The organism is Hymenobacter sp. YIM 151500-1, assembly GCF_025979885.1.
Taxonomy (GTDB): Bacteria; Bacteroidota; Bacteroidia; order Cytophagales; family Hymenobacteraceae; genus Hymenobacter.
Genome location: NZ_CP110139.1, coordinates 1521874 through 1547714, shown reverse-complemented (window position 1 = coordinate 1547714; position 25841 = coordinate 1521874). Strand labels below are relative to the sequence as shown.

The window sequence follows — 25841 nt, the reverse complement described above, 5'->3', positions numbered from 1 at the left end:
CAGCCTTCGAGCAAACCATTTCCGAACACCCTGTCCGAAACCGGACACTATTTGGTGAAGTGGTTTTTAGGTTACTTGCTGTAAGTAGCTGACTTATAGAAAATTATACAACTGGCACGGCGCTTGGCTACCTTACTCAGCATACGGGGCTGCGCTGCCCACAACCGGACAACTCTTCTCACGCCACCTCTCATGGAAAACTTGTTTGCCCAAACCGCCGCCTCGCCCCACGCCTCGCCTGCGGCCCCAGTCGCTGCCGGCGCCCAGCCTGTTATTCAGCTGCGCGACATCGAAAAAGTGTACCAAACCAAGACCATCGAAACGGTGGCCCTGAACCGCGTCAACCTGACCATTCACCGGGGCGAGTTCGTGTCGGTGATGGGGCCGTCGGGGTGCGGCAAGTCCACGCTGCTCAGCATGATGGGCCTGCTCGACGAGCCCACCAGCGGCGTAATCGAGCTGGATGGCCGGCCGGTGCAGTCGTACTCCGACCGGGAGCTGGCCGCGTTGCGCAACCACAAAATCGGCTTCGTCTTCCAGAGCTACCACCTCATCAACGACCTCTCCGTGCTCGACAATGTGGAGCTGCCCCTGCTGTACCGGGCTGGCACTTCCGGGAAAGAGCGCCGCCAACGGGCTCTCACCGCCCTCGACAAAGTAGGCCTCGGAGCCCGCACCACGCACTTTCCCAGCCAGCTCAGCGGGGGCCAGCGCCAGCGCGTGGCCATTGCCCGCGCCCTGGCCGGCCAGCCCGAAATCATCCTGGCCGACGAGCCCACCGGCAACCTCGACTCGGTGATGGGCGAGGAAATCATGGACCTGCTGCTGGGCCTCAACCGCCAGGAAGGCACCACTATTGTCATGGTCACCCACGATGAGCAGCAGGCCCTGAAAACCCAGCGCGTCGTGCGCTTCTTCGACGGCAGCCAGGTGCAGTAACAGGGACTTAGGGTCTTGGGGGCTTAGATGACGCGCTGGCGCTCTTTTTCGATTAGTGCAGCCTTGCCTGAGCCTCCAAGTCCAAGCCCAAGCTTCTAGCCCTTGTTTCTCAAATCTAAGTCCCTAAGACCCCAAGTCCCTAAGCCCCTAGAATCTATGCTTCTTTCCTACCTCAAAATAGCCTGGAAGGTCTTGCTGCGGCGCAAGTTCTTCACCTTTATCAGCCTGTTCGGCATCTCCTTCACGCTGATGATATTGCTGGTGGTGTATGCCATGTACGACCATACCGTGGGGCCGCACACGCCCGAAAAGCGGGTAGACCGGTTGCTGTTTACCAGCACCATATCCATCTGGTCGCCAAATACAAGCAACATTTCCAGTCCTAGCTACTCATTTCTGGAACGCTATATCCGGCCGCTGCGCACCCCCGAAAAAGTATCTATCAGCACCGGCCGAGGCTCTGTGGTGACCTATGTGGGCAACACTAAGCTTAAACTCGATCAGAAATACACTGATGCGGAGTTCTGGCAAGTGCTGGACTTTGAATTTATCGAAGGCCGGCCGTATTCGCTAGCCGAGGTGGCGGCGGCGGCCCGGGTACTTGTCATCAACGAGAGCACGGCCCGCAATTGCTTCGGCACGGCGCGCGGGGTGCTAGGCCGCGCCTTCGTCACGGATGACAACATGCACTACCGTGTGGTGGGCGTGGTGCGCGACGTACCTGCCGCCCGCACCTACACTTACGCCGAGGTTTGGATGCCTATCACAACAAGCACCGAGGACATTCACAACGCGGAGTACATGGGGTCGTGCATGGCCATTATGCTGGCCCGCCGCCCCGAGGATGTGCCGGCCATTCAGCGTGAATTCGCCCAGGCCGTGGCCCGCGCGCCCTTGCCTACCAACGTATATAAATGGGTGAAGGAAGTACGCCTCTACGCCGGTACTCTGCTGGCCACCGTGGTGCGCGAAGAGCTGGACGAATATGGCCCTAACGACGGCGTGGCGCGGTTCCAGCAGCTGGGGGCGGGGTTGGCTCTGCTCTTTATGCTGCTGCCAGCCTTGAACCTGGTCAACATCAATATCAGCCGCATTCTTGACCGCAGCTCCGAGATTGGGGTGCGCAAAGCCTTTGGGGCCACGGGCGGGGCGCTTATTGGGCAGTTTCTGGTCGAGAATGTGTTTCTGACTTTGCTCGGCGGCCTGCTAGGACTGGCGCTGGCGGCAGGCGCCCTGCACTTACTGAATTTCAGTGGGCTGATTGCCTACACTCAGTTCGGTATCAACGGCCGCGTGTTTGGGGTGGCGCTGACGGCCATCCTTTTTTTCGGGCTGCTGTCGGGCGTGTACCCCGCGTATAAAATGTCGAGACTCAATCCTGTAAAAGCCCTGAAGGGCGACCAGAACGCCTTATGATACGCCACTTATTTACGCTGATCTGGAACCGTCGCCGGGCCAACATTCTGCTCATCACCGAGATTTTTCTGGCCTTCGTGGTCTTGTTTGTGGTGGGGAGCCTATTGGTGTATCACGCGCACAATTACCGCACCCCGTTGGGGTTCGGCTACACGCAGGTATGGCGCATCAACCTCGACCCTGGCGCCCTGCCCGAGGCTAGTCGTGTGCCCACGTTGCGGCAGGTGATGGCGCGGTTGCGGGCCATGCCGGAGGTAGTGGCTGTGGGCCGCGCCTCCGGTAACACGCCCTTTTCGGGTAGTACCAACGGCTCCGATGTGGGCGTAGGCAAGGAGGGCAATAACATCATGGGAAGCGTGAGTGGCCATTTGGTGGAAGAGGACCTGCGCGAGGTTCTGGAGCTGCCGCTGGTGGCAGGCCGCTGGTTTGATAAGCGCGACGATGCCGCTACGGTGCGGCCAGCCGTAATTTCGCGCGACCTGGGCGAGGCCCTGTTTCCGGGGCAGTCGGCACTGGGCAAAATCGTAGGCCGCAATGGTGAGGAATTGCGCGTGGTGGGCCTCATTGAGCGGTTTCGGGCCGATGGCGACCTAGAGGAGGCCCGGCCCGCCATTCTTATGCGGGTGAGTCCGCAGGATACAGTCTGGGGCGAAGCGCCGGTCATTTTGCTGCGGGTGCGGCCCAGGGCCGACGCCGCCTTGGAACGACAGATGAACCGCGAAATCCTGAACATTGCCAAAGGCTGGAGTGTGGGCATCACCACCCTGAGCGAGCAGCGCGCCGCCCAGCTCAAACGCACCCTCACACCCATTGTAGCACTGGTTATTGTCTGCCTGTTTCTGGTTGTCAACGTCGCGCTGGGCTTATTCGGCGTGCTTTGGCAAACTATTCAGCAGCGCCGAGCCGAAATAGGGGTGCGCCGGGCCATGGGTGCTACGGCTGGGGCTATTAGCTGGCAGATTGTGGGCGAAATTTTGGTGGTGGCTACGTTTGGGCTGGCGCTGGGGCTGCTGGTGGCGGCGCAGTTTCCGCTGCTGGGCGTGTTCAACGTGCAGGCCGGCGTGTACGGCACGGCCATGCTGCTGGCAGTAGGAATGATTTACCTGCTCACGGCCCTCTGCGCCTTGTACCCGAGCCGGCTGGCGGCCGGCATTCACCCCGCCGTGGCCCTGCGCGAGGAGTAGCCGGGCGAAAGGCTGGCGGTAGTGGACGACCGCCGCCCCGTTTTTCCTGCCAATTCATCTGGCTGCTCCAAGCCCTGCCCCTGACGCCGGAGGCGGCGTGCCGCACCCGCGGGCTGGCCTCACCATCGATGGTGAGGCAGGTCTGCGCGTGCAGCCCTGGCCCCTGATGTAAGTTAAATGGCATCTTTTCTCATGAAAATCAGCTATCCATCTGATATGGTTTGCGCGGGCAGGATGGCTTTTTACACGAAGCAAACTGCATCTTGCGGCCGGAAAGCGACCCTCCCGACTGCCCCGATGCCGCGGCGCGGGTGCTTGTAGTTCTACTTTATTTCACCCGTATCACCCGTAGCGCAACCCTTCTTTTTATGGTCCTGATAGTTGATGATGATGTGGCCATTCGCACCTCCCTGAGTTTGCTGCTTAAGCAGGCCGGCTACGCCACTACGGCCGTGGCCGGGCCTGGGGAAGCCTTGCGGGAGGTGCAGCAACATCGGCCGCAGCTGGTGCTCATGGACATGAATTTCTCCCTGGATACCAGCGGGCAGGACGGCCTGCGCCTGCTGGCCCAGGTGAAGCAGCTGGCCCCGCAGCTCCCCGTGCTTCTCATTACCGGCTGGGGCTCCATCACGCTGGCCGTGGAAGGCATGAAGGCCGGGGCCGCCGAGTTCGTCACCAAGCCCTGGAACAACGAGGCCCTGCTCCAAACTATCCGTACCATCCTGAGCCTGCCCGCGCCTGAAGCGGCGGCCGGTACCGGCCCCACCCGCCGCCAGCTCGACCGGCAGTACCGTTTCCAGCGCATCGTGGGGCAGGATGCGCGCCTGGTGCAGGTGCTGCGCAGCGTGGGCCAGGTGGCCGCCACCGATGCTTCGGTGCTCATTGAGGGTGAGTCGGGCACGGGCAAGGAGCTGATTGCCGAGGCCGTGCACGACAACTCCCACCGCCGCCAGCAGCCGTTTGTGAAGGTGAACCTGGGCGGTATTTCGGCCTCGCTGTTTGAGAGTGAGATGTTTGGGCACCGGCGCGGAGCCTTCACCGATGCCAAAACCGACCGCCAAGGCCGCTTTGAGCTGGCCAACGGCGGCACCATCTTCCTCGACGAAATCGGGGAGCTGGACCTGGGCTCCCAGGTGAAGCTGCTGCGCGTGCTCCAGGACCGCACCTACGAGGTGCTCGGCGACAGTAAGCCCCGCCGCCTCGACATTCGCGTGATTTGCGCCACCAACCGTAACCTGGCCGAGCTGGTGCAGCAGGGCCTCTTCCGCGAAGACCTTTTCTACCGCATCAACCTGATTACCGTGCGCCTGCCCGCCTTGCGTGAGCGGCCCCACGACATCCCGCTGCTGGTGCAGCACTTCGTGGATGGCCTGCGGGCCACTTACCACCGCCCGGCCCTAAAAGTAAGCACCCGCGCCCTGCACTGGTTGCAGGAACAGCCCCTGCCCGGCAACATCCGGGAGCTGAAAAACCTGGTGGAGCGGGCCGTGCTGGTCAGTGGCAAGGACGAGCTAGGCCCCGACGACTTCCAGGCCCAGTCTCACCCCAGCGCCGCCCGCCCCCCGGCGCCCGGTGCCCTGCCTGAGCCCGGCACCATTACCCTCGACGAGCTGGAAGCCCAGATGATTCGCCGGGCCCTGGAGCATTACGGCGGCAACATCAGCCGCGTGGCCAAAGCCCTCGGCCTCAGCCGCGGCGCCCTGTACCGCCGCCTGGAGAAGTACGAAATTCCGTTTGAAGAATAAGGAGGCAAACTGGCGGCAGACTTGCCAGCAAAGCTGGCGCGTCTGCCCGCCGGCAAATGGGGTCAGTCTCCCGACTGACGGCCGCGCAGCGGCCAACTCGCGTCAGGGCCGTCTGAATGCAGCGTGTAGCTTCCGCTTCGCGCACCGCCAAACCACTTTCGTCCGGCTTCCTGAGGCTTCAGCTGCGGAAAACTCCAGCACCATGCAAGCGGCGCGAACGATGCGCGAAGCGTAAGCTTCACGCTACATTCGTACGGCGCGGTGCCGGATGGCCGCCTTCGGCGGCCGCAAGTCGGGAGACTTGCCCCATTTGCCGGCGGGCAGACGCGGCGGCGAAGCCGCCTAAGTCTGCCGCCAGTCGGCTAGCTTACGCCTGTCCTATATGTCCTTGCGCGTCAAATTTATCCTGTTCGTCAGTCTCATTCACGCCGTGCTTATCGTGCTGGCTGGGCAGGTGATGCGCACGAATGCGCCGCTGTTTGTGGGGCTGGAGCTACTGCTGCTGCTCAGCATCTTCCTCACCGTGCAGCTGTACCGGGGCTTTGTGCGGCCGTTTCACCTGATTGCGGCCGGCACGGAAGCCATCCGGGCCCGCGACTTCTCCATGAAATTTGTGCCGGTGGGCCAGCGCGAAATGGACCAGCTCATCGAGGTCTACAATCACATGATTGACGAGCTGCGCAAGGAGCGCGTGACCCAGCACGAAAAAAGCTATTTGCTGGAAAGCCTGATTCAGGCCTCGCCGGCCGGGGTGCTGCTACTGGGGTTCGATGGCCGCATCGAAGGCGTAAACCCCGCTGCGGAGCGAATGCTGAATTTGCCTTCGGCGGCCTTGCTGGGGCAGACGCCCGCCCACCTGCCCGGCGACTGGGGCCCGGCGCTGGCCCAGCTAACGGAGCGGCAGCCGCAGGTGGTGCAGCTATCGGGTATGCAGACCTACCGCACCCACTGCTCGCACTTCGTGGACCGGGGCTTCACTCGGTACTTTATCTTGGTGGAGGAGCTGACCCAGGACCTGATTCGGCAGGAAAAGCAAGCCTACGAGAAGCTGATTCGGATGATGGCCCACGAAATCAACAACTCCATTGGGGCCATTAACTCCTTGCTGCACAGCTTCCATTACTACGCGCCCCAACTCCAGCCCACCGACCAGCCCGACTTCCGCGAGGCCCTGGATATAGCCATCAACCGCAATACCCACCTGGCCAACTTCACGGCCGGCTTTGCCAACCTCGTGCGCCTGCCGCCCCCACAGCCTGCCCTCACCGACGTGCACGAGCTGCTGCGAACCATGGAGCGCCTCTTGCACGTGCAGGCCGAGCGGCGGCGCGTGCAGTGGCACTGGCAGCTAGCCTCCGGTCCATTGCTGGTTTACCTTGATGCTCAGCAGCTGGAGCAGGCCCTGCTCAACATCTGCAAAAACGCCCTCGAAGCCATCGGCGAAGGCGGCAACATCTGGATAAGCAGCCGTCAGCAGCCGCCCCACATCGTCATCGAAAACGATGGCCCCGGTATTCCGCCCGAAGTGCAGCGCCGGCTGTTCACACCCTTCTTCAGCACCAAGCGCGACGGCCAAGGCATCGGCCTCACCCTCACCCGCGACATCCTGCTCCAGCACGGCTTTTCCTTCAGCCTGCAAACGCAGGATACTGGCCGCACGGCGTTTACAATCCACTTCCAGTAGTTAACGCAAGTTGCGCACTAGAGCTAGGAGCTAGTTCCCCTCCTTGGAAAGGCTAGGGGTGGTTGATTTGGCATGAACGTTAGCTAAAAAGTAGAGCTAGAGCCCCTCTCCCCCGGAGAGGGGTGGGGGTGAGGCAAACTAGTTCTAGAAACCGTCCAAGCGGATTAACCACCCCTAGCCTTTCCAAGGAGGGGAACTAGCTCCTAGCTCTAATGCGCAACTTCCAGTAGCTAGAATTCGCGCTACTTGCGCTTCACGGGGGCCTTTGGGGCCGGCTTGCCGGTGGGGGCGGGGCCGGTTACCACCTGCCCGTTGCGGAAGGTCTTTTTTTCCTGCACTGTGGTGCCATCGGGGCCGAAATAGGTCCAGACGCCGGTTTCCTTGCCGTTGCGGAAGGCACCAGTTACTTCCGCGGTGCCGTCTTCGCGCAGCTGGCGGTAGGGGCCCAGCTTCAGGCCTTTCACGTAGGTGGTTTCGGCTTTCAGCTTGCCCGAGGCGTAGAATTCCTGGCCCAGGCCGTTGGGCTTGCCGTTTTCGTAGGGCAGCTTGCTTTGCACGGTGCCGGTGGGGTAGTAGCTGACTTGCTCGCCGGCCAGCTTGCCGTTCACGTAGGTTTCCTGCTGCTGCACCTGCTTGCCGCCGGGATGGAAGGTGCGCCAGGTGCCGGCCGGCAGGTTGTTTTTGTATTGCTGCTCCTGGTGCGGAAAGCCGTCCTCGAAGAAGGTGGTGATGCGCCGGTCGCGGCCCTGGTTGCTGTAATCAATCTTCTGCTGCACCTTGCCCGACTCGTAGAAATCCTGCTGCGTGCCCACCAGCACGCCCTGGCGGTAGGTTTGCAAGGTTTTCACGGCTCCGCTTTCGTAGTACGATTTGGCCGGTCCGTCGAGGCTGGTAGTGCCGCCGGCCAGGTTTTTGGCCTGGGCGGTCAGGTCGTCGGCCAGGGGGTTCTTGATGGCCCGGCCCACCAGCGTGGCCGGCGCATAAGTGCCTTCGGTGCGCAGCTTGCCTGAGCGGTAGTAGCTGCGGTAGGAGCCCCGGCCGGTGCGGTCGGCCTGCACGTCGGTTTCCACCTGGCCGTTGTCGTAGTAGGTTTTGTAGGGACCGGCCAGCAGGCCGCGGCTGTAGGTGGCTTCGCTCTGGAGCTTGCCGTTCTCGAAGTAGGTTTTGGCCGGGCCGTTGGGCTGGCCGTTCTGGTAGGTGACTTCGGCCTTGGTCTTGCCCGACGGATACAGCTCCCGGATGGCACCGGCGGGCTGCCCATTGTTCAGGGTCGTTTCGAGCTTAATTTCCCCGCTGGGGTGGTAGTAGCGCAGCAGGCCCGTGGGCTGGTCGTTTTCAAAGGTGCCTTCCTGGGCTACTTTGCCGGTTTCGTAGTAGGTCTTGAACGGTCCCTGCCGCTCGCCCTGCTGGTAGGTGACTTCCAGCCGCCGCTGTCCGCTGGGGTGAAACTCCACGTAGCTGGAGTCGCGCTGGCCGGCGGCGTAGCGGGTCTGGGCTTCCAGCTTGCCCGAGCGGTAAAACCGCTTGTACGGGCCTTCCATCACGGTATCGGCTCCTACTACGGCCGAGTAGATTTCCCGCTTCTGGGTGTTTGTGGAATCGTAATAGGTGGTGAAGCGCCGCACCTGCTGGCCCTGAGCCGCCATCGACGCCAAAAGAAATAGGACAAAAAGCACTCGTTTCATGCCGCAAGAACGCAACTTCTGGCGTGATAGTGCAGAGGTAGTTTCTCGCCGTGTTTCGCAGAGGATACCGCAGAGGTTCGCAGTGTGCTGACGATTGAACACTGCGAACCTCTGCGGTATCCTCTGCGAAACACGGCGAGAAATATTACTTAGCGCGGGGCGCTGGCAGCTCAGCAATGGCACTTTGTGGCACCAAAAGCGGCCGGCTTTTTTCGCTAACTATTTCCTTAGGAAGCTGAAAGGAAGCCCGCTGTTTGATGTCGAGCGAAGAAGCCCCGGCCTGCACCGTATAGGTGCCGGCCTCCGCTACCCAAGCCGCCGGGCCCGTATGATACGAAGCCAAGTCGGCGGCCGTGAGCCGGAACGTCAGCGTTTGGGACTTGCCGGGAGCCAGCACGCCCGTTTTGGCAAATGCTTTCAACTCACGCACGGGCTTGGTCAGCCGCTCGGCTGGTGCACCGACGTACAACTGCACTACCTCCCGACCTGCTACCCGGCCCGTGTTGGTTACGGTGAGCGTGGCGGTAAGCTGGCCACTGGCAGTAGGCTTGCTGAGTTGTAAAGGGCTATAGGTAAAGGAAGTGTAGCTCAGGCCGTGTCCAAACTCGTAGGCGGGCCGCACCTGAAAAGTGGTGAAATATCGGTAGCCGACGTATACCCCCTCCTGATACGTGTTTTCGGCATCTTGGCCCTGGAAAGAGCTGGCCGGTGGAGCCGCTCCTGACTTTACCCGCCCCGGAAAATCGGCGCTGTAGGGCACATCGGTATAGGCTACGGGAAAGGTGGTAGCCAGCTTGCCCGAGGGGTTTACCTGGCCGCTGAGCACATCGGCCAACGCATGGCCGCCCTCCTGGCCGGGCTGCCAGGCCAGCAGAATAGCATCGGCTTGGTCGCGCCAGCTAGCCACTTCCATCACGCCGCCCACGTTGAGCACCACGACCACCTTCTTGCCCTGGGCGTGAAAAGCCGTGGCTACCTGCTTCAGCAAAGTCTGCTCGGCGGCCGTGAGTGTGAAGTCGTTGGCCACTTGCCGGTCGCCGCCCTCACCCGCGCTCCGGCCCAGCGTCACCACGGCCACATCGGCCGCCTGGGCGTAGAGCGGCACTTGGGCCGCTTCCAGGGGCATTTCAGCAATAACCGGGGCCGGGTCTAGCAGACCTTTCGTTTTGGGCAGCTTGGCTTTTTCGGCCCGTAGATACTGGCTGTACGCCTGGCTTAGCGGCGCGTGTACCGTGAACCCAGCCGCCGCCAAGCCCTGGGCCGGCGAGACGGTGTAGGCCCGGTTTACGTCGCCGCTGCCCGTGCCGCCGGCAATGAGATTATAAGAGGTATTGCCGAACAAGGCCACCGTACGACCCGCTTTCAGAGGCAGCGTTTGGGCTTGGTTGCGCAGCAGCACCATGCTTTCCGCGGCGCCGCGCCGCGCCACTGCTGCATTGGCTTGCAGCGGGGGTGAGCTGGAGGCCGTTAGGTTTCTGAAGGTCGGCGACTTCAACACCAGCTCCAGCACGCGCGTCACGTTGGCGTCGAGCTGAGCCGTGGTGAGCTGGCCGTTGCGCAGGGCGGCCAGCAAGGCTTGGGTTTGGGCGGCAGTGCCCGGCATCAGCAGGTCGTTGCCGGCTTTCAGTTGAGCAGCGGCGTTCAGGCCGCCGTACCAATCGGTCATCACTAGTCCCGCAAATCCCCATTCCTGCCGCAGCAGGGTTGTGAGCAAGTCGGGGCTTTCGGAGGTGTACGTGCCGTTGACTTTGTTATAGGACGACATCACCGTCCAGGGCTGGGCCTTCTTCACGGCCAGCTCGAAGCCTTTCAGGTAGATTTCCCGCAGGGCCCGCTCACTTACCTGCGAGTTTAGCTTCATACGGTTAAACTCCTGATTATTAACCGCAAAGTGCTTGATAGAAGTCCCCACGCCGTTCGATTCGACGCCGTTGACGAAGGCTGCCACCAGGTTGCCCGTCACTACGGGGTCTTCGGAGTAATACTCGAAGTTGCGGCCCCCCAGCGGGTTGCGGTGAATGTTCATGCCGGGAGCCAGCAGCACGTCAATGCCGTAGGCGCGCACCTCCCGGCCAAACGCTTGCCCCACGGTGCGCACCAGCGCCGTATCCCAGCTGGAGGCCAGCAGCGTGGCCACCGGAAAAGCCGTGGCATAGTAGGTTTTGGTGCTGTCGCCGTTGCGAATGGGGTCGATGCGCACACCGGCCGGGCCATCGGCTAGGGTTAGGGAAGGAATGCCCAGCCGCGGAATGGCGTGGGTGCGCCCGGCCGCGCCCGGTACTTTTTCGGGCACTTTATCGTCGCCGGGGTCACCTGGGGGCAGCATACCGGCCGGGAAGCCCGAAGGATAGAAGCCCATGCCCACCACCAGCTTCACTTTCTCTTCGGGCGTGAGGGCCGCCAGCACCTCCTTGATGCTGGCTTTGCCCAGTTGGGGGACGGTGGCGGTTTGGGCCTGGGCCAGGAGGCTGCCGCTCAGCAGGGTTACCAAAATAGCCGTGCAACGCAGCGGCAGGGGAGTTGAAACCGGAGTAGACATGAGCAGCACGTATAAGACAGCACAAAACCAACCAGCGTACGAGCAGCTTCTCCCTAAACGAAAGTGAGCCGTAGGTTGTAGAACGTTGAATAAAGCAGAACGTTCTACAACCTACGGCTCACGTAGCGGCAGCTCAGGCCAAGCAGCGGCCTACAGCTTCTCCACCACGATGGAGCTGGCGCCGCCCCCGCCGTTGCAGATGCCAGCCACCCCGATTTTGCCGCCTTCATTGTGCAGCACATTCACCAGCGTGGTAATGATGCGCGCCCCAGAAGCGCCCAGCGGGTGGCCCAGGCTCACGGCCCCGCCGTAGGGGTTTACCTTGGTGCCTTCCAGGTTCAGCAGCTTGTTGTTGGCCAACGACACCACCGAAAATGCTTCGTTGATTTCGTAGAAATCCACTTCCGACTCGTGCACGCCGGCGTGCTTCAGGGCCTTCGGAATGGCCAGGGCGGGGGAGGTGGTAAACCACTCCGGCGCCTGCTCGGCATCAGCGAAGCCGCGGATGCGGGCCAGGGGCTGCACGCCCAGCTCCTCGGCTTTCTCGCGGCTCATGAGCAGCACGGCCGCGGCGCCGTCGTTGAGGGTAGAGGCGTTGGCAGCCGTCACGGTCCCATCCTTGCTGAAGGCCGGCTTCAGGCTGGCAAACTTGGCGAAGTCGGCCTTGGTGTACTCCTCATCGTCCTCCACTACCACTTCCTTGCCGCGCACCGAAATGGTTACGGGTACGATTTCGTCTTTCTTTTTGCCGGCTTTGGCGGCGGCGGCGCTCCGCTCGTAGCTCTGCTGGGCAAAGGCGTCCTGCTCCTCGCGGGTGATGCCGTAGTGCGTGGCGGTGCGGTCGGCGGCTACGCCCATGGCGAAGTCGTGGTAAGGGTCCCAGAGGCCGTCCTTCATCAGGCCATCTATCATCTGGCCGTGGCCGTATTTGGCGCCGAAGCGGGCTTTGTCGAGGTAGTAGGGCACGTTGCTCATGCTCTCCATGCCCCCGGCCAGCACCACTTCCGACTGCCCCAGCATGATGGCCTGGGCGCCGAACATGATGGCCTTGGTGCCCGAAGCACACACTTTATTGACGGTGGTGCACTCCACGGTATCGGGCAGGCCGGCTTTCTTGGCGGCCTGGCGGGCCGGGGCCTGGCCCAGGTTGGCCGAAATAACGTTGCCCATAATCACCTGATCCACTTCCTCGCCCGCCACGCCGGCTTTATCCAGGGCACCCTTTAGCGCAATGGCGCCCAGCTCCGTAGCCGACAACGACGCCAGCGCCCCGCCAAACGAACCGATGGGCGTGCGCACCGCCGCTACAATGACAACTTCTTTGATTTGCATAAAAACAAGTGGGTGGGTTGAGTGAGATTTGCGAAGTAAAGGTAAGAAATTAGGCAGGGAGGGCCGTTACCGTAGGCAGGCTACCCTGCCCCGAAAATTGCACCGCCAACTGCTGCCCGCTTTGCTCTACTACCGCGCGCAGGACGTGTTGTTCAGCGGGCCGCCCGGTGGGCATCCAGCCCCGCCCTACCGCCGACAAAATGAACAGTCCGTGGTCGTCGCCGAGCGGGGTGAAGTGGGGCAGGCGCGGACCGGGCGGGTAGTAGGGCACGCCGCCGGTGCGGTGCAGCAGCTCGGCCGCCGCCGGCACGTCGGGCACGGCCGCGCCCACCTCGCTCACACCCCGCAGCATACCAGCCAAGCCAGAGCCGGCCGAAGAAGGCAAGCTGCCGCGGCGGGCAATGCACTCCAGAATGTTGCCGGTGGCATCGTGGAAGTAGAAGGATTGGGCATTCCAGTTCGGAAAATCAACCAGCGTACCGCCCGCCGGCCCCGGCAGCAGCGGCACCCGGGCCGCCAGCCACTCGTGCGCCGCCAGCAGGTGGTTGAAATCCAACGCAAAAGCCACGTGGTAGAAAGGAGCCGCTCCCGGAGCCGCCGCTCGAAACCGCAGCCGGGAGTAGCCCACCATCACCGCTACCGACCCCTCATTTGCCGCTACTGGCAGGGCCAGCACCTCACTGTAGAACCGGGCCGTGGCTGCTAAGTCGGGCGTAAGCAAGTCAACTTCCAGAATGCGCATCAGCTTGAGCGTGAAAAGACGAAGTGAAAGCAAAGGCGCTGTAGTATCTTCTTGTCACACATATTCTTGTCACACATAGCGTTTGCCCGTCCTGTTCCATCTGGCGTCCGCGCAGCCGAAGCATCTCTACCGCTTCGTTGAACAGTCCTGATGAAGCGGTAAAGATGCTTCGGCAAGCGGACGCCAGATGGAGCAGGACATTACTGTTGCAACCTCAGCACTTGGCTAGGCCTTCCAGTGGTTCGACAGGCACCCACTACCTGAAACAAGAGGAGTGACTTCTGCCTACAACAGTCAGATTCCTCGCTCTGCTCGGAATGACACGCCTACGCCTGCCTCACCAGCCGGGCTTACCTGCCTCGGACTTGCGGGAGCCTTGGCGGGGGAGTTGTTGCAGGTATTGCTGCTCGGCGGCATTGAGCGACTCCAGAATCTGGCGGGCCTGGCCGGGGCTGAGGTTCATTTGCTGGAGGCGGGCCCGCTGGGTTTGCAGATTGGCTTCGTTGGGGGCGGCTAGGTCGGTGCCGCCGCGGCGGCTGGTGCCGCTGGGTGCCTCGGGGCCTTCGGCCTGGGTGCTCAGGCCCCGCACCGAGCCGGGCGTGCTGCCCTGGGCCACGTTGCGCTGCGCCCCTTGGCCGGGCCGGAACCCGCCGGGCCCGTCGCCAGTGCCAGCACCGGGCTGGTTGGGGTTGCGCTGCCCGTTGGGGGAGGCCTGAGCTTGTGCCTCCTCTTGGCGCTGGGAGCGGCTGGGGTCGTCGAGCTGGCCCGACCGGTCGGTGCCGGCCCGCTCCTGCGGCTGCCGTTGCGACGGGTCGGTAGGGGAGGGGCCGCCGTCGGTGCCGGGGGGCGGAACCTGCGGGTCGGCGGCCCGGCGCGCCAGAAACTCACGCAGCACCTCGTAGTTGTAGCGGGCGTCGGCGTTGGCCGGGTTGGCCAGCAGCGCCTGCCGGAGCTGGCTGATGGCTTGGGCGTAGTCGCCTTTGTCGGCGGCCAGCAGCCCGAGCTGTTGCAGGGCTACGCTGCGCAGCGGCCGGTTGCGGCTGCTTACCAGGCGGCCGTAATAGGTGCGCGCCTCGGCGGGGCGGCCCGCCCGCAGCGTGGCGTGGGCCAGGTTCAGCCACACCGACTCGTCCGGGTCCTGCAAGTCCACCGCCGCTTCGCGGTAGGCCTGGGCTGCTGCCGCGAAGTCCTGACGCGCATAGGCCTCGGCGCCGCGCTGCACGGCACTGTTGCGGCTCTGGATACGGGTCAGCCCGCCCCACAGGCTCAGCAACAGCACTCCGGCTAGCAGCGTACTCTTCACGGCCTGATAACGTTGATGGTGAGCAACACATCCAAGGCCAGCAAGGCCAGCGCCAGCGCCAGCGGGTAACGGTAGCGGTTGTCGGCCACCGACACGGTGCGCACTTGTTCGGCTTGGCCTTCCAAGCGGTTCAGGGCGTTTACGAGCAGCGGAAACTCGTTGCGCTGGTCGGTGAGTTCAAAATATTGGCCGCCGGTTTGTTCCGCCAATCGGCGCAGCGGCCCTGGTACCAGCCGGCTCACGGCCTCCCGCCCCCGGGCGTCGCGCAGGTAGCCGCGCCCGCCGGTTTGCGGAATCCGGGCCCCCTCCATCGTGCCCACGCCCATGGTAAACACCCGCGCCCCGGAGCGGGCCAGAATGCGCACCGTGGGCTCCAGGTTGTCGCCGAAATCTTCGCCGTCGGTCACCAGCACTACGGCCGTAGCCCGCGAAGCGGCTGGCGCCGCGCTCAGGCGAGACAGCACCAACTCCAGCGGTGGCACCAGGTCCGTAGAGCCCGGCGGCACCAGCGAGGTAGCCAGGGTCCGCAGAAACAGGTGCAGCGCCGCTTGGTCGTAGGTCAGGGGGCACTGCACGAAGGCCTCGCCCGCAAACACAATCAACCCTAGCCGGTCGGCCTGAAACCGCTCGACCAGTCCGGCCAGTTCGGCTTTTACTTTTTGCAGGCGGGAGGGCAGCACATCGGCCGCGTTCATGGAGCGCGAAAGGTCCACGAGCAGCCACACGTCTTTGCCGGCCGTGCGCACCGGGCGCTGGGTAAGGCCATAGGCTGGGCCCAACAGGGCCACTACCAGCAGGCTGAAGTAGATGAGCCGCAACCCGAGTTTCCAGCCCAAGCGCCAGCCGCGCTGGCTCAGGGGCGCCGCCAGTCGGCGCGTGCGCAGGGCGTAGCCCAGGTACAGCAGGAAAAAAAGCGCCGCCGCCAGCCCCTCGGGCCAGCCCGGCAAGTAGGCCCAGTTTAGCACGCAGGTAACAGCTTATTTTTCACGGCAAAAACAAAAGGACAACGCCGGAGCGGGGGCCAAAGATACGGCCTCCGCTCCGGCCGGCTGGGAACGGCGGTTCGGCAAGATGGCAGATATTTTTTTCTAAGAAAGTTTGTTTCTCCGTTCTAGTCGTATATTTGCGCACTCTTCAGCCGGAAGAGCATCCCACTTGGAGAGGTGGGTGAGTGGCTTAAACCAGTAGTTTGCTAAACTGCCGTAGACCTAAAGTTTACCGGGGGTTCGAATCCCCCCCTCTCCGCACTTTTCGTTCTGAAGGTTGAAAGTTGAGGAGTTAGAGAGTGATGCTATCCGCTCTTTAACTCCTCAACTTTTACCTCGCCCAAGTATTTTCGGGGTGTAGCGTAGCCCGGTATCGCGCCTGCTTTGGGAGCAGGAGGCCGCAGGTTCGAATCCTGCCACCCCGACCATCTTGTAAAAGCCGTTTGCCCGCCGTTGGGTGGGCGGCTTTTGTTTTTCTGACCCCGTAGCTCAGCTGGATAGAGCAGCTGCCTTCTAAGCAGCCGGTCATTGGTTCGAATCCAATCGGGGCCACGGTGAAAATCAGCCACTTAGCCTATTCGCTGAGTGGCTTTTTTGTTGGCGGGGCTGACTTCCAACCTATACCTTTGGTTTAGCTTTCAGCTCTCAATGCCGAGCCCCGGCATTCCGCTTCAGAGCCTGCGCAGCCCGCCACCGCACCCCCGCAGCTGACAGCAGCGCGGCCAGCTAACCGGGCGCCTTACCCGGCTGGCTAGTCCTGCTGGTATGTAGCGGTATCACCGGCTACGGCTGCTCCATGGGCGGCTTGTGCTCTTTCTCGGTGAAGTGGGGCATCATCAGAGGCAGAACAGAAAACAACGGGGCTGACAGGCAGGCGCCCCGTCTGGCGCTTACCGGGCCCAAGCCGGCAAGCTACTGCGCCAACGTGGTCAGGGCGGCGTCGATTTGCCGGTGCAGAGACTGGGTGACGAGTTCCGCCTCTTCGTCCAGCGACTGTTGGTACTGCCGGGCCGCGGGCGTCGTGGGGGAGTCTTCCCACCGGGCGAGTTCGGCCAGCGTATCGAGGCGGGTCAGCGACTGGTCCAGGTGGTGGTACAGTTGCAGCCAGAGGGCGCTGCTGGGCACGGCCTGGTGGCGGAGCAACAGGCGCAGGTCGAGCAGCTTCATGACCACGGCGGCCAGGGCCTGCAACCGGGCCTGCTCCGCTGCCGAGAGCGTGCGCGGCTGGCGGTCCATCACGCACAACGAGCCAATGGCCTGCCCGGCCGCGGTGCGCAATGGGTGGGCCGCGTAAAAGCGCAGGCGCAACGCTTCGACGGCGCCCGGCTCGGTGAGCTGGCAAGGTTCGCGCAGCAAGTCCTCAAACACGGTGGTTTCCTCCCGCAGAATGGCCACGGAACACAGGCTCTGGCTGCGGGGCACCCGCTCCTCACCGGCCAGGCCAAAATTGGCTTTAAACCACACGCTGCCTTCCTCCACCAAAGACACCAGGGCAATGGGCACCTGGAAAAGCTTTGCCGTCAGGCGCACAACTTCGTCGAATACAGCATCCGGGGCACTCCCCAGCACCAGATAGGGGGCCAGGGCTTGCAAGCGTTGCGGGTCATTGGGCGGAATCAGCGCCTCGGATAACGTCATGGAGTCTAAAGTACAAAGCAATCCAAACGATTCACAATGCGGCCTGGTTGCTGTCTACGACTTTCGGCTGGCCGCGGCACTTGGCCGGGGTAGATGTTCGCTCATAACGAAATACAAGCCGGGGGGCGGGCCGGAGTACCCGCCCGGTTGAAGTGGCCACTCGGAAAAGTACCACCCGCCAGCAGGCAAGTACGGGGTAGCGAAGTCCGCTTTTACTTGCATCTTTAGCTAAGCGCCATCAGGCCATACCTGCTGCGCCTCGGTTTCTTCTTACCTGCTCATGATTCCTGCTTCACCCGCGCCCGCCGCTTCGCCCCCGTATTCCTTCCCCGACGGCCTGCTGCCCGACCTGCTGGAGGTTTCGCTTACTGCGGTTAACCTGTTGCGGCCCGTCTACGGCGGAGCCAACGGCGGAGAGATTGTGGACTTTCACCTCGACTACCTGAACCCGGCCGCCCAGCGCATGGCCGGCCTGCCCGAGCAGCCCGGCACCACGGCCCTTACCCGCTTCCCCGAAATGACGGCCAGCGGCGTAATCGACTTCTACCGCCGCACCTTTCAGAGCGGCGCCACTGGCCTCTACGAGGTGAACTACCAGGCCGACGGCCTCGACAACTACTTCCGCCTGGCGGCCCGGCGCAGCGGGGAGCTGCTGCTGGTCAGCTTCACCGACACCAGCGACCAGCCCCGCACGGCCGTAGAAGAGGCCCTGCGCGAAAGCCAGGCCCGCGAAAAGCAAGCCCGCGCCGAGGCCGAAGCCGAGCGCCAGCGCCTGCACCAGGTGCTGATGCAGCTGCCCGCCCAGGTTACTACCAACCGCGGGCCCGACCACGTTTTTGAGCTAATCAATCCCCGTTTCGAGCAGCTGGTTGCCGGGCGCCTGCTGCACGGCCGCTCCGCGCGGGAAGCCCTGCCGGAGCTGGAGGGCCAGCAGTTCTTTGAGCTGTTCGACCACGTTTACCAAACCGGAGAGCCGTTTTACGGCCGTGAAATGCCGGCTCGGGTGGACTACACCTCCTCGGGGCAGCTGGAGGTGCGCTACTTCGACGTGTTTTACCAGGCCCTGCGCGACGCCCAGGGCCGCATCGACGGACTGCTCAACTTCGCCTACGACGTAACCGAGCAGGTGCTGGCCCGCCAGCAGCTTGAGCAGCTTAACCAGGAGCTGGAAGCCCGCGTGCAGGAGCGCACCCGGCAACTCGAAGCGGCCCTGCGCGACGCCGAGCGCCAATGGGCGGAGTTGAGCACCATCTTCGAGCAGGCACCAGTGGCCATTGCCATTCTAGAAGGCCCCGACCACGTCGTCCGGCTGGCCAACCAAGGCCTGCTGGACCTCTGGAACAAAACCGCCCCGCAGGTACTGAACCAGCCCATTTTTGAGGCCGTGCCCGAAACCAGGGACAGTGGCTTTGAAGAACTGCTGGCGCGTGTGTTGCGGACCGGTGAGCCGCTGCGGCTTCAGGAAGTATCGGCGCGCCTGACGCGCCACGGCCAGCGGGCACCCGTGTATGCCAACGTTATGTACCAGCCCTGGCGCAATCCCCAAGGCCAGGTGACGGGCGTAATTGCCGTGGTGGCCGACGTTACCGAGCAGGTGCACGCCCGCCGGCAGGCTGAGGCCCTGCAAGCCGAAGTGGCGGCCGCCGCCGAGCGCCGGGTGCAGGAGCGCGAGACGCTCTACCAGGTATTCGAGCAAACTCCGGCCGCCATCTGCATTCAGCGCGGGCCCGCGCACCGCTACGAATACGCCAACGCCGCCTACCGGACGCTGTTTGCCAACCGCCCGCTGGTGGGCCTCCCGCTGACCGAGGCCCTGCCCGAAGTGGCCGCGCAAGGCTTTGCAACCTTACTCGACCAGGTGTACGAAACCGGTGTAACGTATTTCGGCACGGAAGTGCCGCTGGTGTTCGGGGCTGCGGCGGACACGCCCGAGCGCACCACCTACTTTAGCTTCACCTACCAGGCCCTGCGGGAAAACGGCCAGACGGTGGGCATCTCCACCTTCGCCTACGACGTGACCGAGCAGGTACGGGCGCGGCAGGAGCGCGAGGTCCAGCAGCGCAGGCTCTACGCCCTGTTCGAGCAGGCCCCGGCCGGCATTTGCATCCACGCCGGCCCCAACCTGGTGTATGAGTTCATCAACCCCAGCTACCAGCGTCTGCTGCCCGGCCGCGCGCTGCTGGGCCGGCCCCTGTTCGAGGCCCTGCCCGAGCTGGTCGGCACGGACGTGGAAGCGCTGCTGCGCCACGCCTACGCGACGGGGGAAACCCACCAGGTGCAGGACTTGCTCATTCCCGTGGCCCGCGCCGAGGGCGAGGGCGAGCTGGAGGACCGCTACTTCACCTTCGTCTACCAGGCCCGGCGCGACGAGCACGGCCAGGTCAACGCCATTGTCAACTTTGTGTTTGAGGTAACCGAGCAGGTGCGCGCCCGCCGGCAGGTGCAGGACCTCAACGAAGAGCTTGCGGCCATCAACGAGGAGCTTACCGCTACCAATGAGGAGCTGCAGGAGGCGAACCGCCAGCTGCAGCGCACGAACGTGGACCTGGACAACTTCATCTACACGGCCTCGCACGATCTGAAGGCGCCCATCACCAACATCGAGGGCCTGCTGCTGGCCCTGCAGCACGAGCTGCCCGCCGCCAGCCGCGTGGGCGACGTGCCCCAGATGCTGCAGCTGATGCAGGAGGCGGTGGAGCGCTTCAAGCGCACCATTGCCCACCTCACTGACGTCTCGCGTTTGCAGAAAGAGTACAACCCGCCCCTGGCGCAGGTGGCGCTGGCCGCCGTCATCGAGGAAGTCCGCCTCGACCTGACGCCCCTGCTGCTCGCCACCCAGGCCCGTCTCGAGGTCGACGTGCCGGCCGACTGCCGGCTGATCTTCTCGGAGAAGAACCTGCGCTCGGTCGTGTACAACCTGCTCAGCAACGCCCTCAAGTACCGCCACCCCGACCGCGTGCCGCGGGTGCACATCCGCTGCCGCGCCGAGGCGGGCTACCAGGTGCTGCAGGTACAGGACAACGGCCTGGGCCTGGACCTGGCGCACGGGCAGGAGCAACTGTTTCAGCTGTTCCAGCGCCTGCACACTCACGTCGAGGGCACTGGCATCGGCCTTTACATGGTTAAGCGCATGGTTGAAAACGCCGGGGGCCACATCACGGTGCAGAGCCAGCTGGGCCAGGGCTCCACCTTTGCCGTGTACTTTCCCCGCCAGCCTTCCCCCGTCCCGTAGGCTCCGGGGGCGGCCGGGGCTATTCTAGCGGAGAAGTTGTATGCGTCGGGCAGGTTCAGGTGGCGGTAGGGGAGCATAGCCGAGGGGGCAGAGCCTGGCTAGCGGCGCGGCTTCGTTCCGGCGCACCCCGCTACGCTTCGGCTGGCGGAAGCAGGCTCATCCCGCGCAGAAAAATGTACGTAAACCTCCCTGAATGCACCGAATGCTGTGTGCTGAGTACCTGCCCCCGAGACGCTATATGGACCTCACCGCCCGGCCCGAACGAACCGCCGCACCAAACGCGCAGCCTGGCCCAGAAGCATCGGCCACCGCTGCCCCGGTACAAAAGGTCATGTTCCCGAAAGAAAACCTAGCTCCAACTCAGCGCCTCACGGGCACCGTGTAGGTGTACTCGCCGCCGCAAGACAACCCGCTAGTTAACGGCGTAGAGGGGCGAGTTCGAGCCGGGGCCCACTCCACCTGACACTCTCACACTATCGGGCAAAGGGTATGAAACACTCACCGCTGCTTCTGTTGGCCCTGCTGCTACTTTTTGCCGATAATGGGACTTGTAAAACGGATGATACCATGGCTCAGAATACCTCCAACACGGCACCCGGCGCTGCCAGCACGATAAGTAATCGGCTCCGCATCCGGATTGGTTCGACAGCATTTACCGCCACTCTGCTCGACAATCCTACCGCAGCCGCCTTCAAGGCCCGGCTACCGCTAACCGTTTCGATGACCGAGTTGAACGGCAATGAGAAGTACTACGACCTCCCGGCAAGCCTGCCCACCAACGCCACCAGCCCCGGCACAATCCAGACCGGCGACTTGATGCTCTACGGCTCAACCACGCTGGTGCTGTTCTACCAGCCCTTTGCTACAAGGTACCACTACACCCGGCTGGGCCGAATTGATAACCCGGCGGGACTGGCGGCTGCCCTGGGAGCAAAGAACGTAACGGTGACTTTTGAGCTACAGTAGCGAAGCAAACGCCGGAACCCGCTGACCAGCGCCGTCGTGCGTTGGAGCACGGTCTACTTGCCGGAGGCCGCTGCCCAGGTGCGGACGCGAGGCATAGCGTCGTTTTTCGCCCCGTCGCCGCAAGAACTTCGCTTGTACCATCGGCGGCAGGGCCGCAACAGCGTAACACTGGCCCGTGCCGCCGAGCGTGCCATTGTTTTGGACATCGAGATGATTGACATCCAAGATAGTAGCCCTGCGTATAAGCGCATGGTCAAAGGAGATGTGCGCCACCGAGTTGTGATTGATCTGGCTACCTTATACACAAGGTGGCGACCACGCCCTCGCTGGTCCAGCATTCCGGTGGGGGAGGGTCCGGCTTCGTTGGAAGCCTCAAACCTGACTGCAACCGCGGGCTGAAAAGCGGCCTTACGTATTGGGGCCGTCTTGCTGGCGGCCACGGCCTGGCGGCCGGCGTGTTCAAGCTTCTGTTTACTTCTTTTTTTCCTCATGGCTATGAATCCTGAGCCTGAACTGCCGGCCAACCACGACGAAAACCGGCGCACCTTTCTCAAACAGTCGTCGCTGCTCACGGCCCTGGCCCTCGTGCCCGGTCCCGTCGTGGAAGCCGCCGCTGCCCAGCTCGACGAACGGGTGGCGGAGGCCTTCGAGAAAATTCCGCTGAGCTTGAAAGTCAACGGCGTAAAACACAAGCTAAAGGTGGAGCCCCGCACGACGCTGCTCGACCTGCTGCGCGAACAATTGCACCTGACTGGCACCAAGAAAGGCTGCGACTACGGCCAGTGCGGGGCCTGCACCGTGCACGTGGACGGGCAGCGCGTCAACAGTTGCCTGAGCTTTGCCGTGATGCACGAGGGGCGGGAAATTACCACCATCGAAGGCCTGGCCGACGGCGACAAGCTACACCCCATGCAGGAGGCCTTTGCCAAGCACGACGGCTTCCAGTGCGGCTACTGCACGCCGGGCCAGATTATGTCGGCCGTGGCCTGCGTGCGCGAAGGTCACGCGGGCTCGGAGGCGGAAATCCGGGAGTTTATGAGCGGCAACATCTGCCGCTGCGGAGCCTACACCAACATTGTGGCGGCTATTCAGGAAGTGAAAAACGGAGGACAGAAAGTATGAACCCGTTCCGGTACATCCGCCCCACCAAGCCGCAGGCGGCCATCGACGCCGTGGCCAACGACCCCACGGCCACGTTCATTGCCGGCGGCACCAACCTTGTCGACCTGATGAAGCGCGGCGTGATGACCCCGCAGAAGCTGGTGGACATCAACCGCCTGCCGCTAACCAAGATTGAGCACGACAACAACGGCCTGCGCATTGGGGCGCTGGCGCTAAACGCCACCGTGGCCGACGACCGGCAGGTGCGCGAGCGGCAGCCGCTGCTGGTGCAGGCCATCAACGCCGGGGCCTCGGCCCAGCTGCGCAACATGGCCACCACCGGTGGCAACCTGCTGCAGCGCACCCGCTGCCCCTATTTCTACGACCTGGCCCTGCCCTGCAACAAGCGGGAGCCGGGCTCGGGCTGCGGGGCGCTGGAAGGCATCAACCGGATGCACGCCATTTTCGGCTTCTCCGACAAGTGCATTGCCGTGCACCCCTCCGACATGAGCGTGGCCCTGGTGGCGCTAGATGCCACGGTGCAGGTCAGCGGCCCGAAAGGCAACCGCAGCATTCCCTTCGCCGACCTGCACCGCCTGCCCGGCGACACGCCCGAAAAGGACACGACGCTGGAGCCCGGCGAGCTTATTACGGCCGTGCACGTGCCCGATGGGCCTTTTACCAAGCACGTGAGCTACTACAAAGTGCGGGAGCGGGCCTCCTACGCCTTTGCCCTGGTATCGGCTGCCGCGGCGCTGGACCTCGATGGCACTACTATCCGGGCCGCGCGGCTGGCTCTGGGCGGCGTGGCCCACAAGCCCTGGCGCCTGTTGGCTGCCGAGCAGGCGCTGGTGGGCAAGCCCGCCACCGAAGAAACCTTCCGCCAGGCCGCCACGGTGGCCATGCAGGGCGCCCGCGCCTTCAAGCACAACGAATACAAGCTCCGGCTGGCGCCCAATACCCTGGTGCAGGCCCTCAACACCGCGGCTGCCGCCTAATCCATTTACCTGCATCATGAAGCCAGTAGAGAAGCACATCGGAGCCGGCATGAACCGGGTGGACGCCCGCCTGAAAGTGACGGGCGCGGCCACGTACTCGGCGGAATATGAGCTGCCCAACATGAGCTACGCCGTGCTGGTGGGCAGCACCATAGCCAAGGGGCGCATCAAGAGTATTGACACCCGTGCCGCCGAGCGGGCACCCGGCGTGCTGGCCGTCATCACCCACCTGAACTCGCCCAAGGTGCCGGGCTTCACCCCCACGGGCAAGGACCCCTCGCAGCCCCAGACCGTGGGCGGCCGGCTGAAGGTATTCCATGACGACAAGGTGCGCTTCAACGACCAGCCCATTGCCGTAGTAGTGGCCGATACCCTGGAGCGGGCCCGCTTCGCGGCGCGGCTGGTGCAGGCGCAGTACGAGCCGGAAAAACACGAAACCGACATGGCCGTGGGCGTGAAGCAGGCCTTTGTGCCCACCCAAGCCAAGAAAAACCCTAAGTCGGGAGTAGCCGACTACGTGCGCGGCACAGCCGATGCCTACCAGACCGGTGCGGTGAAGCTCGAAGCGGAATACGTTATTCCGACCGAAGTGCACCACCCGATAGAGCTACAGTCCATCATCGCCCACTGGGAAGCACCCGACCGCCTGACCCTCTACGACAAGACGCAAGGCACCCTGGCCACGCGGCGCGACTTCGCCAAGGAGTGGAATCTGCCCGAAGAAAACGTCAAGGTCATTGCCACCTTCGTGGGCGGGGCCTTTGGCAACGCCCTGCACAGCTGGCCGCACGAGTCGGCTGCCGTCATTGCGGCCCGCAAAGTCAACCGGCCGGTGAAGCTCATGCTCACCCGCGAGCAGATGACCACCATGGTGGGCTACCGCCCCTATGCCTGGCAGAAAATCGGGATGAGCGCCACGCCCGACGGCCGGATTACGGCCATCACCCACGAAGCCATTGGGCAGACGTCGAGCTACGAGGAGTTCACCGAGTCGACGGTGCAGCAGACGCGCATGATGTACCAGTCGCCCAACGTGAATACCCGCTACCGCATTGCCGCCCTCGACGTGAGCACGCCCATCTGGATGCGGGGCCCTGGGGAGGCCACCGGAGCCTTTGCCCTGGAGTCGGCCATGGACGAAATGGCCCACCTGCTGAACCTGGACCCGCTGGAGTTCCGCTTGCGCAACTACACCGACCGGGACCCTGAAAACGGCCGGCCCTGGTCGAGCAAGTTTCTGAAGGAATGCTACCAGATGGGCGCCGAGCGTATCGGCTGGAGCAAGCGCCAACTCAAGCCCGGCAGCTTGCGCGACGGCGAGTGGCTGGTGGGCTACGGCATGGGCGTGGGCACCTTCGGGGCGCACCGCGGCTCCTCGAAGGCCAACGCCCGGCTGCTGCCCAACGGCACGGTGGTGCTGCAAAGCGCCGTCACCGATATCGGCCCCGGCACGGGCACGGCCATGACCCAGATTGCCGCCGACACGCTGGGCCTGTCGCCCGATAGAATCAGGTTTGAGTGGGGGAATTCACAGTTTGCCCCCGCCCCCACGCAAGGCGGGTCGGCCATTGTGAATACAGTAGGCCCCGCCGTGCAGGAAGCCTGCCTGGCCTTGAAAGAGAAGCTGCGCACCCTGGCGGCCGCCAGCAACGCGGCTTTTGCTTCGGCAAGGAAAGAGGATGTAGTGCTGGCCGATGGCTACCTGACCTTGAATGGCAACCCCGCCGCCCGCGCCAGCTACGCCGACCTGCTGCGGCAGGCCGATGGGGGAGTAGTTACCGTGGAGTCGAAACCCGACGGCGAGAACCACCGGCAGTATTCCATGTACTCCTTCTCCGTGCACTTTGCTGAGGTGCGGGTGCATCCGCTCACGGGCGAGGTGCGGGTGAGCAAGCTGGTTTCCTGCGCCGATGCGGGCACCATCGTCAACAAAAAAACCGCCGGCAACCAGATGAAGGGCGGAGCCGTGGGCGGCATTGGTATGGCGCTCATGGAAGCGGCCGTTATCGACGACCGGTTCGGCCGCTACGTCACCAAAGACCTGGCCGACTACCACGTGCCCGTGCACGCCGACGCCCCGGCCGTGGAAGTGCTGTTCGTCAATCAGTCCGACCCGCACGTGAATGCCCTGGGCACCAAAGGCATTGGGGAAATTGCCATCATCGGGGTGGCCCCAGCCATTGCCAATGCCGTGTTCAACGCAACGGGCAAGCGCGTGCGTGAGCTGCCGATTACGCCCGACAAGCTGGTGTAGGCAGCCGGCCAGGGGCTCGGTCCGCCGCGCTTCCGGTGGGGCGGCGCGAGGGTTTTGGATAGTGGCGTCAGCAGCTAGCTTTGTGGCGAGGATATAC

Annotated in this window: 17 protein-coding genes and 3 tRNA genes; 13 read left to right on the top strand and 7 right to left on the bottom strand. The window is 63.4% G+C overall.

Annotated elements, in window-relative coordinates; genetic code table 11:
- Positions 1 to 192 precede the first annotated feature (192 nt).
- The 5 genes from OIS53_RS06420 (at position 193) to OIS53_RS06400 (ending at position 6968) form a co-directional block, all read left to right on the top strand.
- On the top strand, positions 193 to 939 hold the full coding sequence (locus tag OIS53_RS06420; RefSeq protein WP_264681574.1) for an ABC transporter ATP-binding protein: 747 nt from the start codon (positions 193 to 195) through the stop codon (positions 937 to 939).
- Between the two features lie 156 nt (positions 940 to 1095).
- Positions 1096 to 2355: an ABC transporter permease gene (locus OIS53_RS06415; RefSeq protein WP_264681573.1), complete on the top strand. Its 1260-nt coding sequence runs from the start codon at positions 1096 to 1098 to the stop codon at positions 2353 to 2355.
- The gene (locus OIS53_RS06410; protein WP_264681572.1) at positions 2352 to 3539 is read left to right on the top strand and encodes an FtsX-like permease family protein; all 1188 of its coding nucleotides are present in this window, start codon (positions 2352 to 2354) and stop codon (positions 3537 to 3539) included. The genes OIS53_RS06415 and OIS53_RS06410 overlap by 4 nt, the downstream gene beginning before the upstream one ends.
- Before the next feature lie 368 nt (positions 3540 to 3907).
- Positions 3908 to 5284, top strand: coding sequence for a sigma-54-dependent transcriptional regulator (locus OIS53_RS06405; protein ID WP_264681571.1), 1377 nt, complete (start codon positions 3908 to 3910; stop codon positions 5282 to 5284).
- 382 nt (positions 5285 to 5666) lie between these two features.
- The gene (locus OIS53_RS06400) at positions 5667 to 6968 is read left to right on the top strand and encodes a sensor histidine kinase (RefSeq protein ID WP_264681570.1); all 1302 of its coding nucleotides are present in this window, start codon (positions 5667 to 5669) and stop codon (positions 6966 to 6968) included.
- Between the two features lie 242 nt (positions 6969 to 7210).
- Here the strand turns inward: OIS53_RS06400 and OIS53_RS06395 are convergent, their stop codons facing one another.
- The 6 genes from OIS53_RS06395 to OIS53_RS06370 form a co-directional block, all read right to left on the bottom strand.
- A complete protein-coding gene (locus OIS53_RS06395; protein WP_264681569.1) occupies positions 7211 to 8653 on the bottom strand; it encodes a toxin-antitoxin system YwqK family antitoxin in 1443 nt (480 codons plus the stop codon).
- A gap of 145 nt (positions 8654 to 8798) precedes the next feature.
- The gene (locus OIS53_RS06390) at positions 8799 to 11192 is read right to left on the bottom strand and encodes a glycoside hydrolase family 3 C-terminal domain-containing protein (RefSeq protein ID WP_264681568.1); all 2394 of its coding nucleotides are present in this window, start codon (positions 11190 to 11192) and stop codon (positions 8799 to 8801) included.
- A gap of 150 nt (positions 11193 to 11342) precedes the next feature.
- A complete protein-coding gene (locus OIS53_RS06385) occupies positions 11343 to 12524 on the bottom strand; it encodes an acetyl-CoA C-acyltransferase (RefSeq protein ID WP_264681567.1) in 1182 nt (393 codons plus the stop codon).
- Positions 12525 to 12573: 49 nt separating this feature from the next.
- Positions 12574 to 13299 (bottom strand): VOC family protein, encoded by a 726-nt coding sequence (locus OIS53_RS06380; protein WP_264681566.1) that lies wholly within the window; start codon positions 13297 to 13299, stop codon positions 12574 to 12576.
- Positions 13300 to 13603: 304 nt separating this feature from the next.
- Positions 13604 to 14569 carry a tetratricopeptide repeat protein gene (locus tag OIS53_RS06375; protein WP_264681565.1) on the bottom strand — a complete coding sequence of 322 codons (966 nt, stop codon included), beginning with the start codon at positions 14567 to 14569 and terminating at the stop codon, positions 13604 to 13606.
- Positions 14566 to 15534, bottom strand: coding sequence for a VWA domain-containing protein (locus tag OIS53_RS06370; RefSeq protein WP_264681564.1), 969 nt, complete (start codon positions 15532 to 15534; stop codon positions 14566 to 14568). The genes OIS53_RS06375 and OIS53_RS06370 overlap by 4 nt, the downstream gene beginning before the upstream one ends.
- 192 nt (positions 15535 to 15726) lie before the next feature.
- Here OIS53_RS06370 and OIS53_RS06365 point away from each other — a divergent pair.
- The 3 genes from OIS53_RS06365 to OIS53_RS06355 all read left to right on the top strand — a co-directional run bounded on the left by OIS53_RS06365 (position 15727) and on the right by OIS53_RS06355 (position 16107).
- Positions 15727 to 15814: transfer RNA gene (locus tag OIS53_RS06365), tRNA-Ser, on the top strand.
- A gap of 92 nt (positions 15815 to 15906) precedes the next feature.
- Positions 15907 to 15983 (top strand) — tRNA-Pro (locus OIS53_RS06360).
- A 50-nt stretch (positions 15984 to 16033) separates the two neighbouring features.
- Positions 16034 to 16107, top strand: a tRNA-Arg gene (locus OIS53_RS06355).
- Between the two features lie 360 nt (positions 16108 to 16467).
- On the opposite strand, the gene OIS53_RS06350 is transcribed toward OIS53_RS06355, so the two are convergent.
- The gene (locus OIS53_RS06350; RefSeq protein ID WP_264681563.1) at positions 16468 to 17193 is read right to left on the bottom strand and encodes a GAF domain-containing protein; all 726 of its coding nucleotides are present in this window, start codon (positions 17191 to 17193) and stop codon (positions 16468 to 16470) included.
- 280 nt (positions 17194 to 17473) lie between these two features.
- Here OIS53_RS06350 and OIS53_RS06345 point away from each other — a divergent pair, with 280 nt between their 5' ends.
- From OIS53_RS06345 to OIS53_RS06325, 5 genes are all read left to right on the top strand, one after another.
- Positions 17474 to 20425 (top strand): PAS domain-containing sensor histidine kinase, encoded by a 2952-nt coding sequence (locus OIS53_RS06345; protein ID WP_264681562.1) that lies wholly within the window; start codon positions 17474 to 17476, stop codon positions 20423 to 20425.
- A 567-nt stretch (positions 20426 to 20992) separates the two neighbouring features.
- Entirely contained in the window at positions 20993 to 21391 is a 399-nt protein-coding gene (locus tag OIS53_RS06340; protein WP_264681561.1) for a cyclophilin-like fold protein, read from the top strand.
- A gap of 495 nt (positions 21392 to 21886) precedes the next feature.
- Complete coding sequence (locus OIS53_RS06335) at positions 21887 to 22513, top strand: (2Fe-2S)-binding protein (protein WP_264681560.1); 627 nt, start codon at positions 21887 to 21889, stop codon at positions 22511 to 22513.
- Entirely contained in the window at positions 22510 to 23490 is a 981-nt protein-coding gene (locus OIS53_RS06330; protein WP_264681559.1) for an FAD binding domain-containing protein, read from the top strand. The genes OIS53_RS06335 and OIS53_RS06330 overlap by 4 nt, the downstream gene beginning before the upstream one ends.
- Before the next feature lie 16 nt (positions 23491 to 23506).
- Positions 23507 to 25744, top strand: a complete 2238-nt coding sequence (locus OIS53_RS06325) for a xanthine dehydrogenase family protein molybdopterin-binding subunit (protein ID WP_264681558.1) — start codon at positions 23507 to 23509, stop codon at positions 25742 to 25744.
- The last annotated feature ends 97 nt before the right edge of the window (positions 25745 to 25841 follow it).

Bases quoted from the DNA above. Each gene is read 5' to 3' on its own strand.
- OIS53_RS06405 (WP_264681571.1), top strand. From the start codon at position 3,908: ATGGTCCTGATAGTTGATGATGATGTGGCCATTCGCACCTCCCTGAGT.
- OIS53_RS06400 (WP_264681570.1), top strand. From the start codon at position 5,667: ATGTCCTTGCGCGTCAAATTTATCCTGTTCGTCAGTCTCATTCACGCC.
- OIS53_RS06325 (WP_264681558.1), top strand. From the start codon at position 23,507: ATGAAGCCAGTAGAGAAGCACATCGGAGCCGGCATGAACCGGGTGGAC.
- OIS53_RS06385 (WP_264681567.1), bottom strand. From the start codon at position 12,524: ATGCAAATCAAAGAAGTTGTCATTGTAGCGGCGGTGCGCACGCCCATC.
- OIS53_RS06410 (WP_264681572.1), top strand. From the start codon at position 2,352: ATGATACGCCACTTATTTACGCTGATCTGGAACCGTCGCCGGGCCAAC.
- OIS53_RS06420 (WP_264681574.1), top strand. From the start codon at position 193: ATGGAAAACTTGTTTGCCCAAACCGCCGCCTCGCCCCACGCCTCGCCT.
- OIS53_RS06350 (WP_264681563.1), bottom strand. From the start codon at position 17,193: ATGACGTTATCCGAGGCGCTGATTCCGCCCAATGACCCGCAACGCTTG.
- OIS53_RS06345 (WP_264681562.1), top strand. From the start codon at position 17,474: ATGATTCCTGCTTCACCCGCGCCCGCCGCTTCGCCCCCGTATTCCTTC.
- OIS53_RS06335 (WP_264681560.1), top strand. From the start codon at position 21,887: ATGAATCCTGAGCCTGAACTGCCGGCCAACCACGACGAAAACCGGCGC.
- OIS53_RS06415 (WP_264681573.1), top strand. From the start codon at position 1,096: ATGCTTCTTTCCTACCTCAAAATAGCCTGGAAGGTCTTGCTGCGGCGC.
- OIS53_RS06390 (WP_264681568.1), bottom strand. From the start codon at position 11,192: ATGTCTACTCCGGTTTCAACTCCCCTGCCGCTGCGTTGCACGGCTATT.
- OIS53_RS06395 (WP_264681569.1), bottom strand. From the start codon at position 8,653: ATGAAACGAGTGCTTTTTGTCCTATTTCTTTTGGCGTCGATGGCGGCT.
- OIS53_RS06340 (WP_264681561.1), top strand. From the start codon at position 20,993: ATGGCTCAGAATACCTCCAACACGGCACCCGGCGCTGCCAGCACGATA.
- OIS53_RS06330 (WP_264681559.1), top strand. From the start codon at position 22,510: ATGAACCCGTTCCGGTACATCCGCCCCACCAAGCCGCAGGCGGCCATC.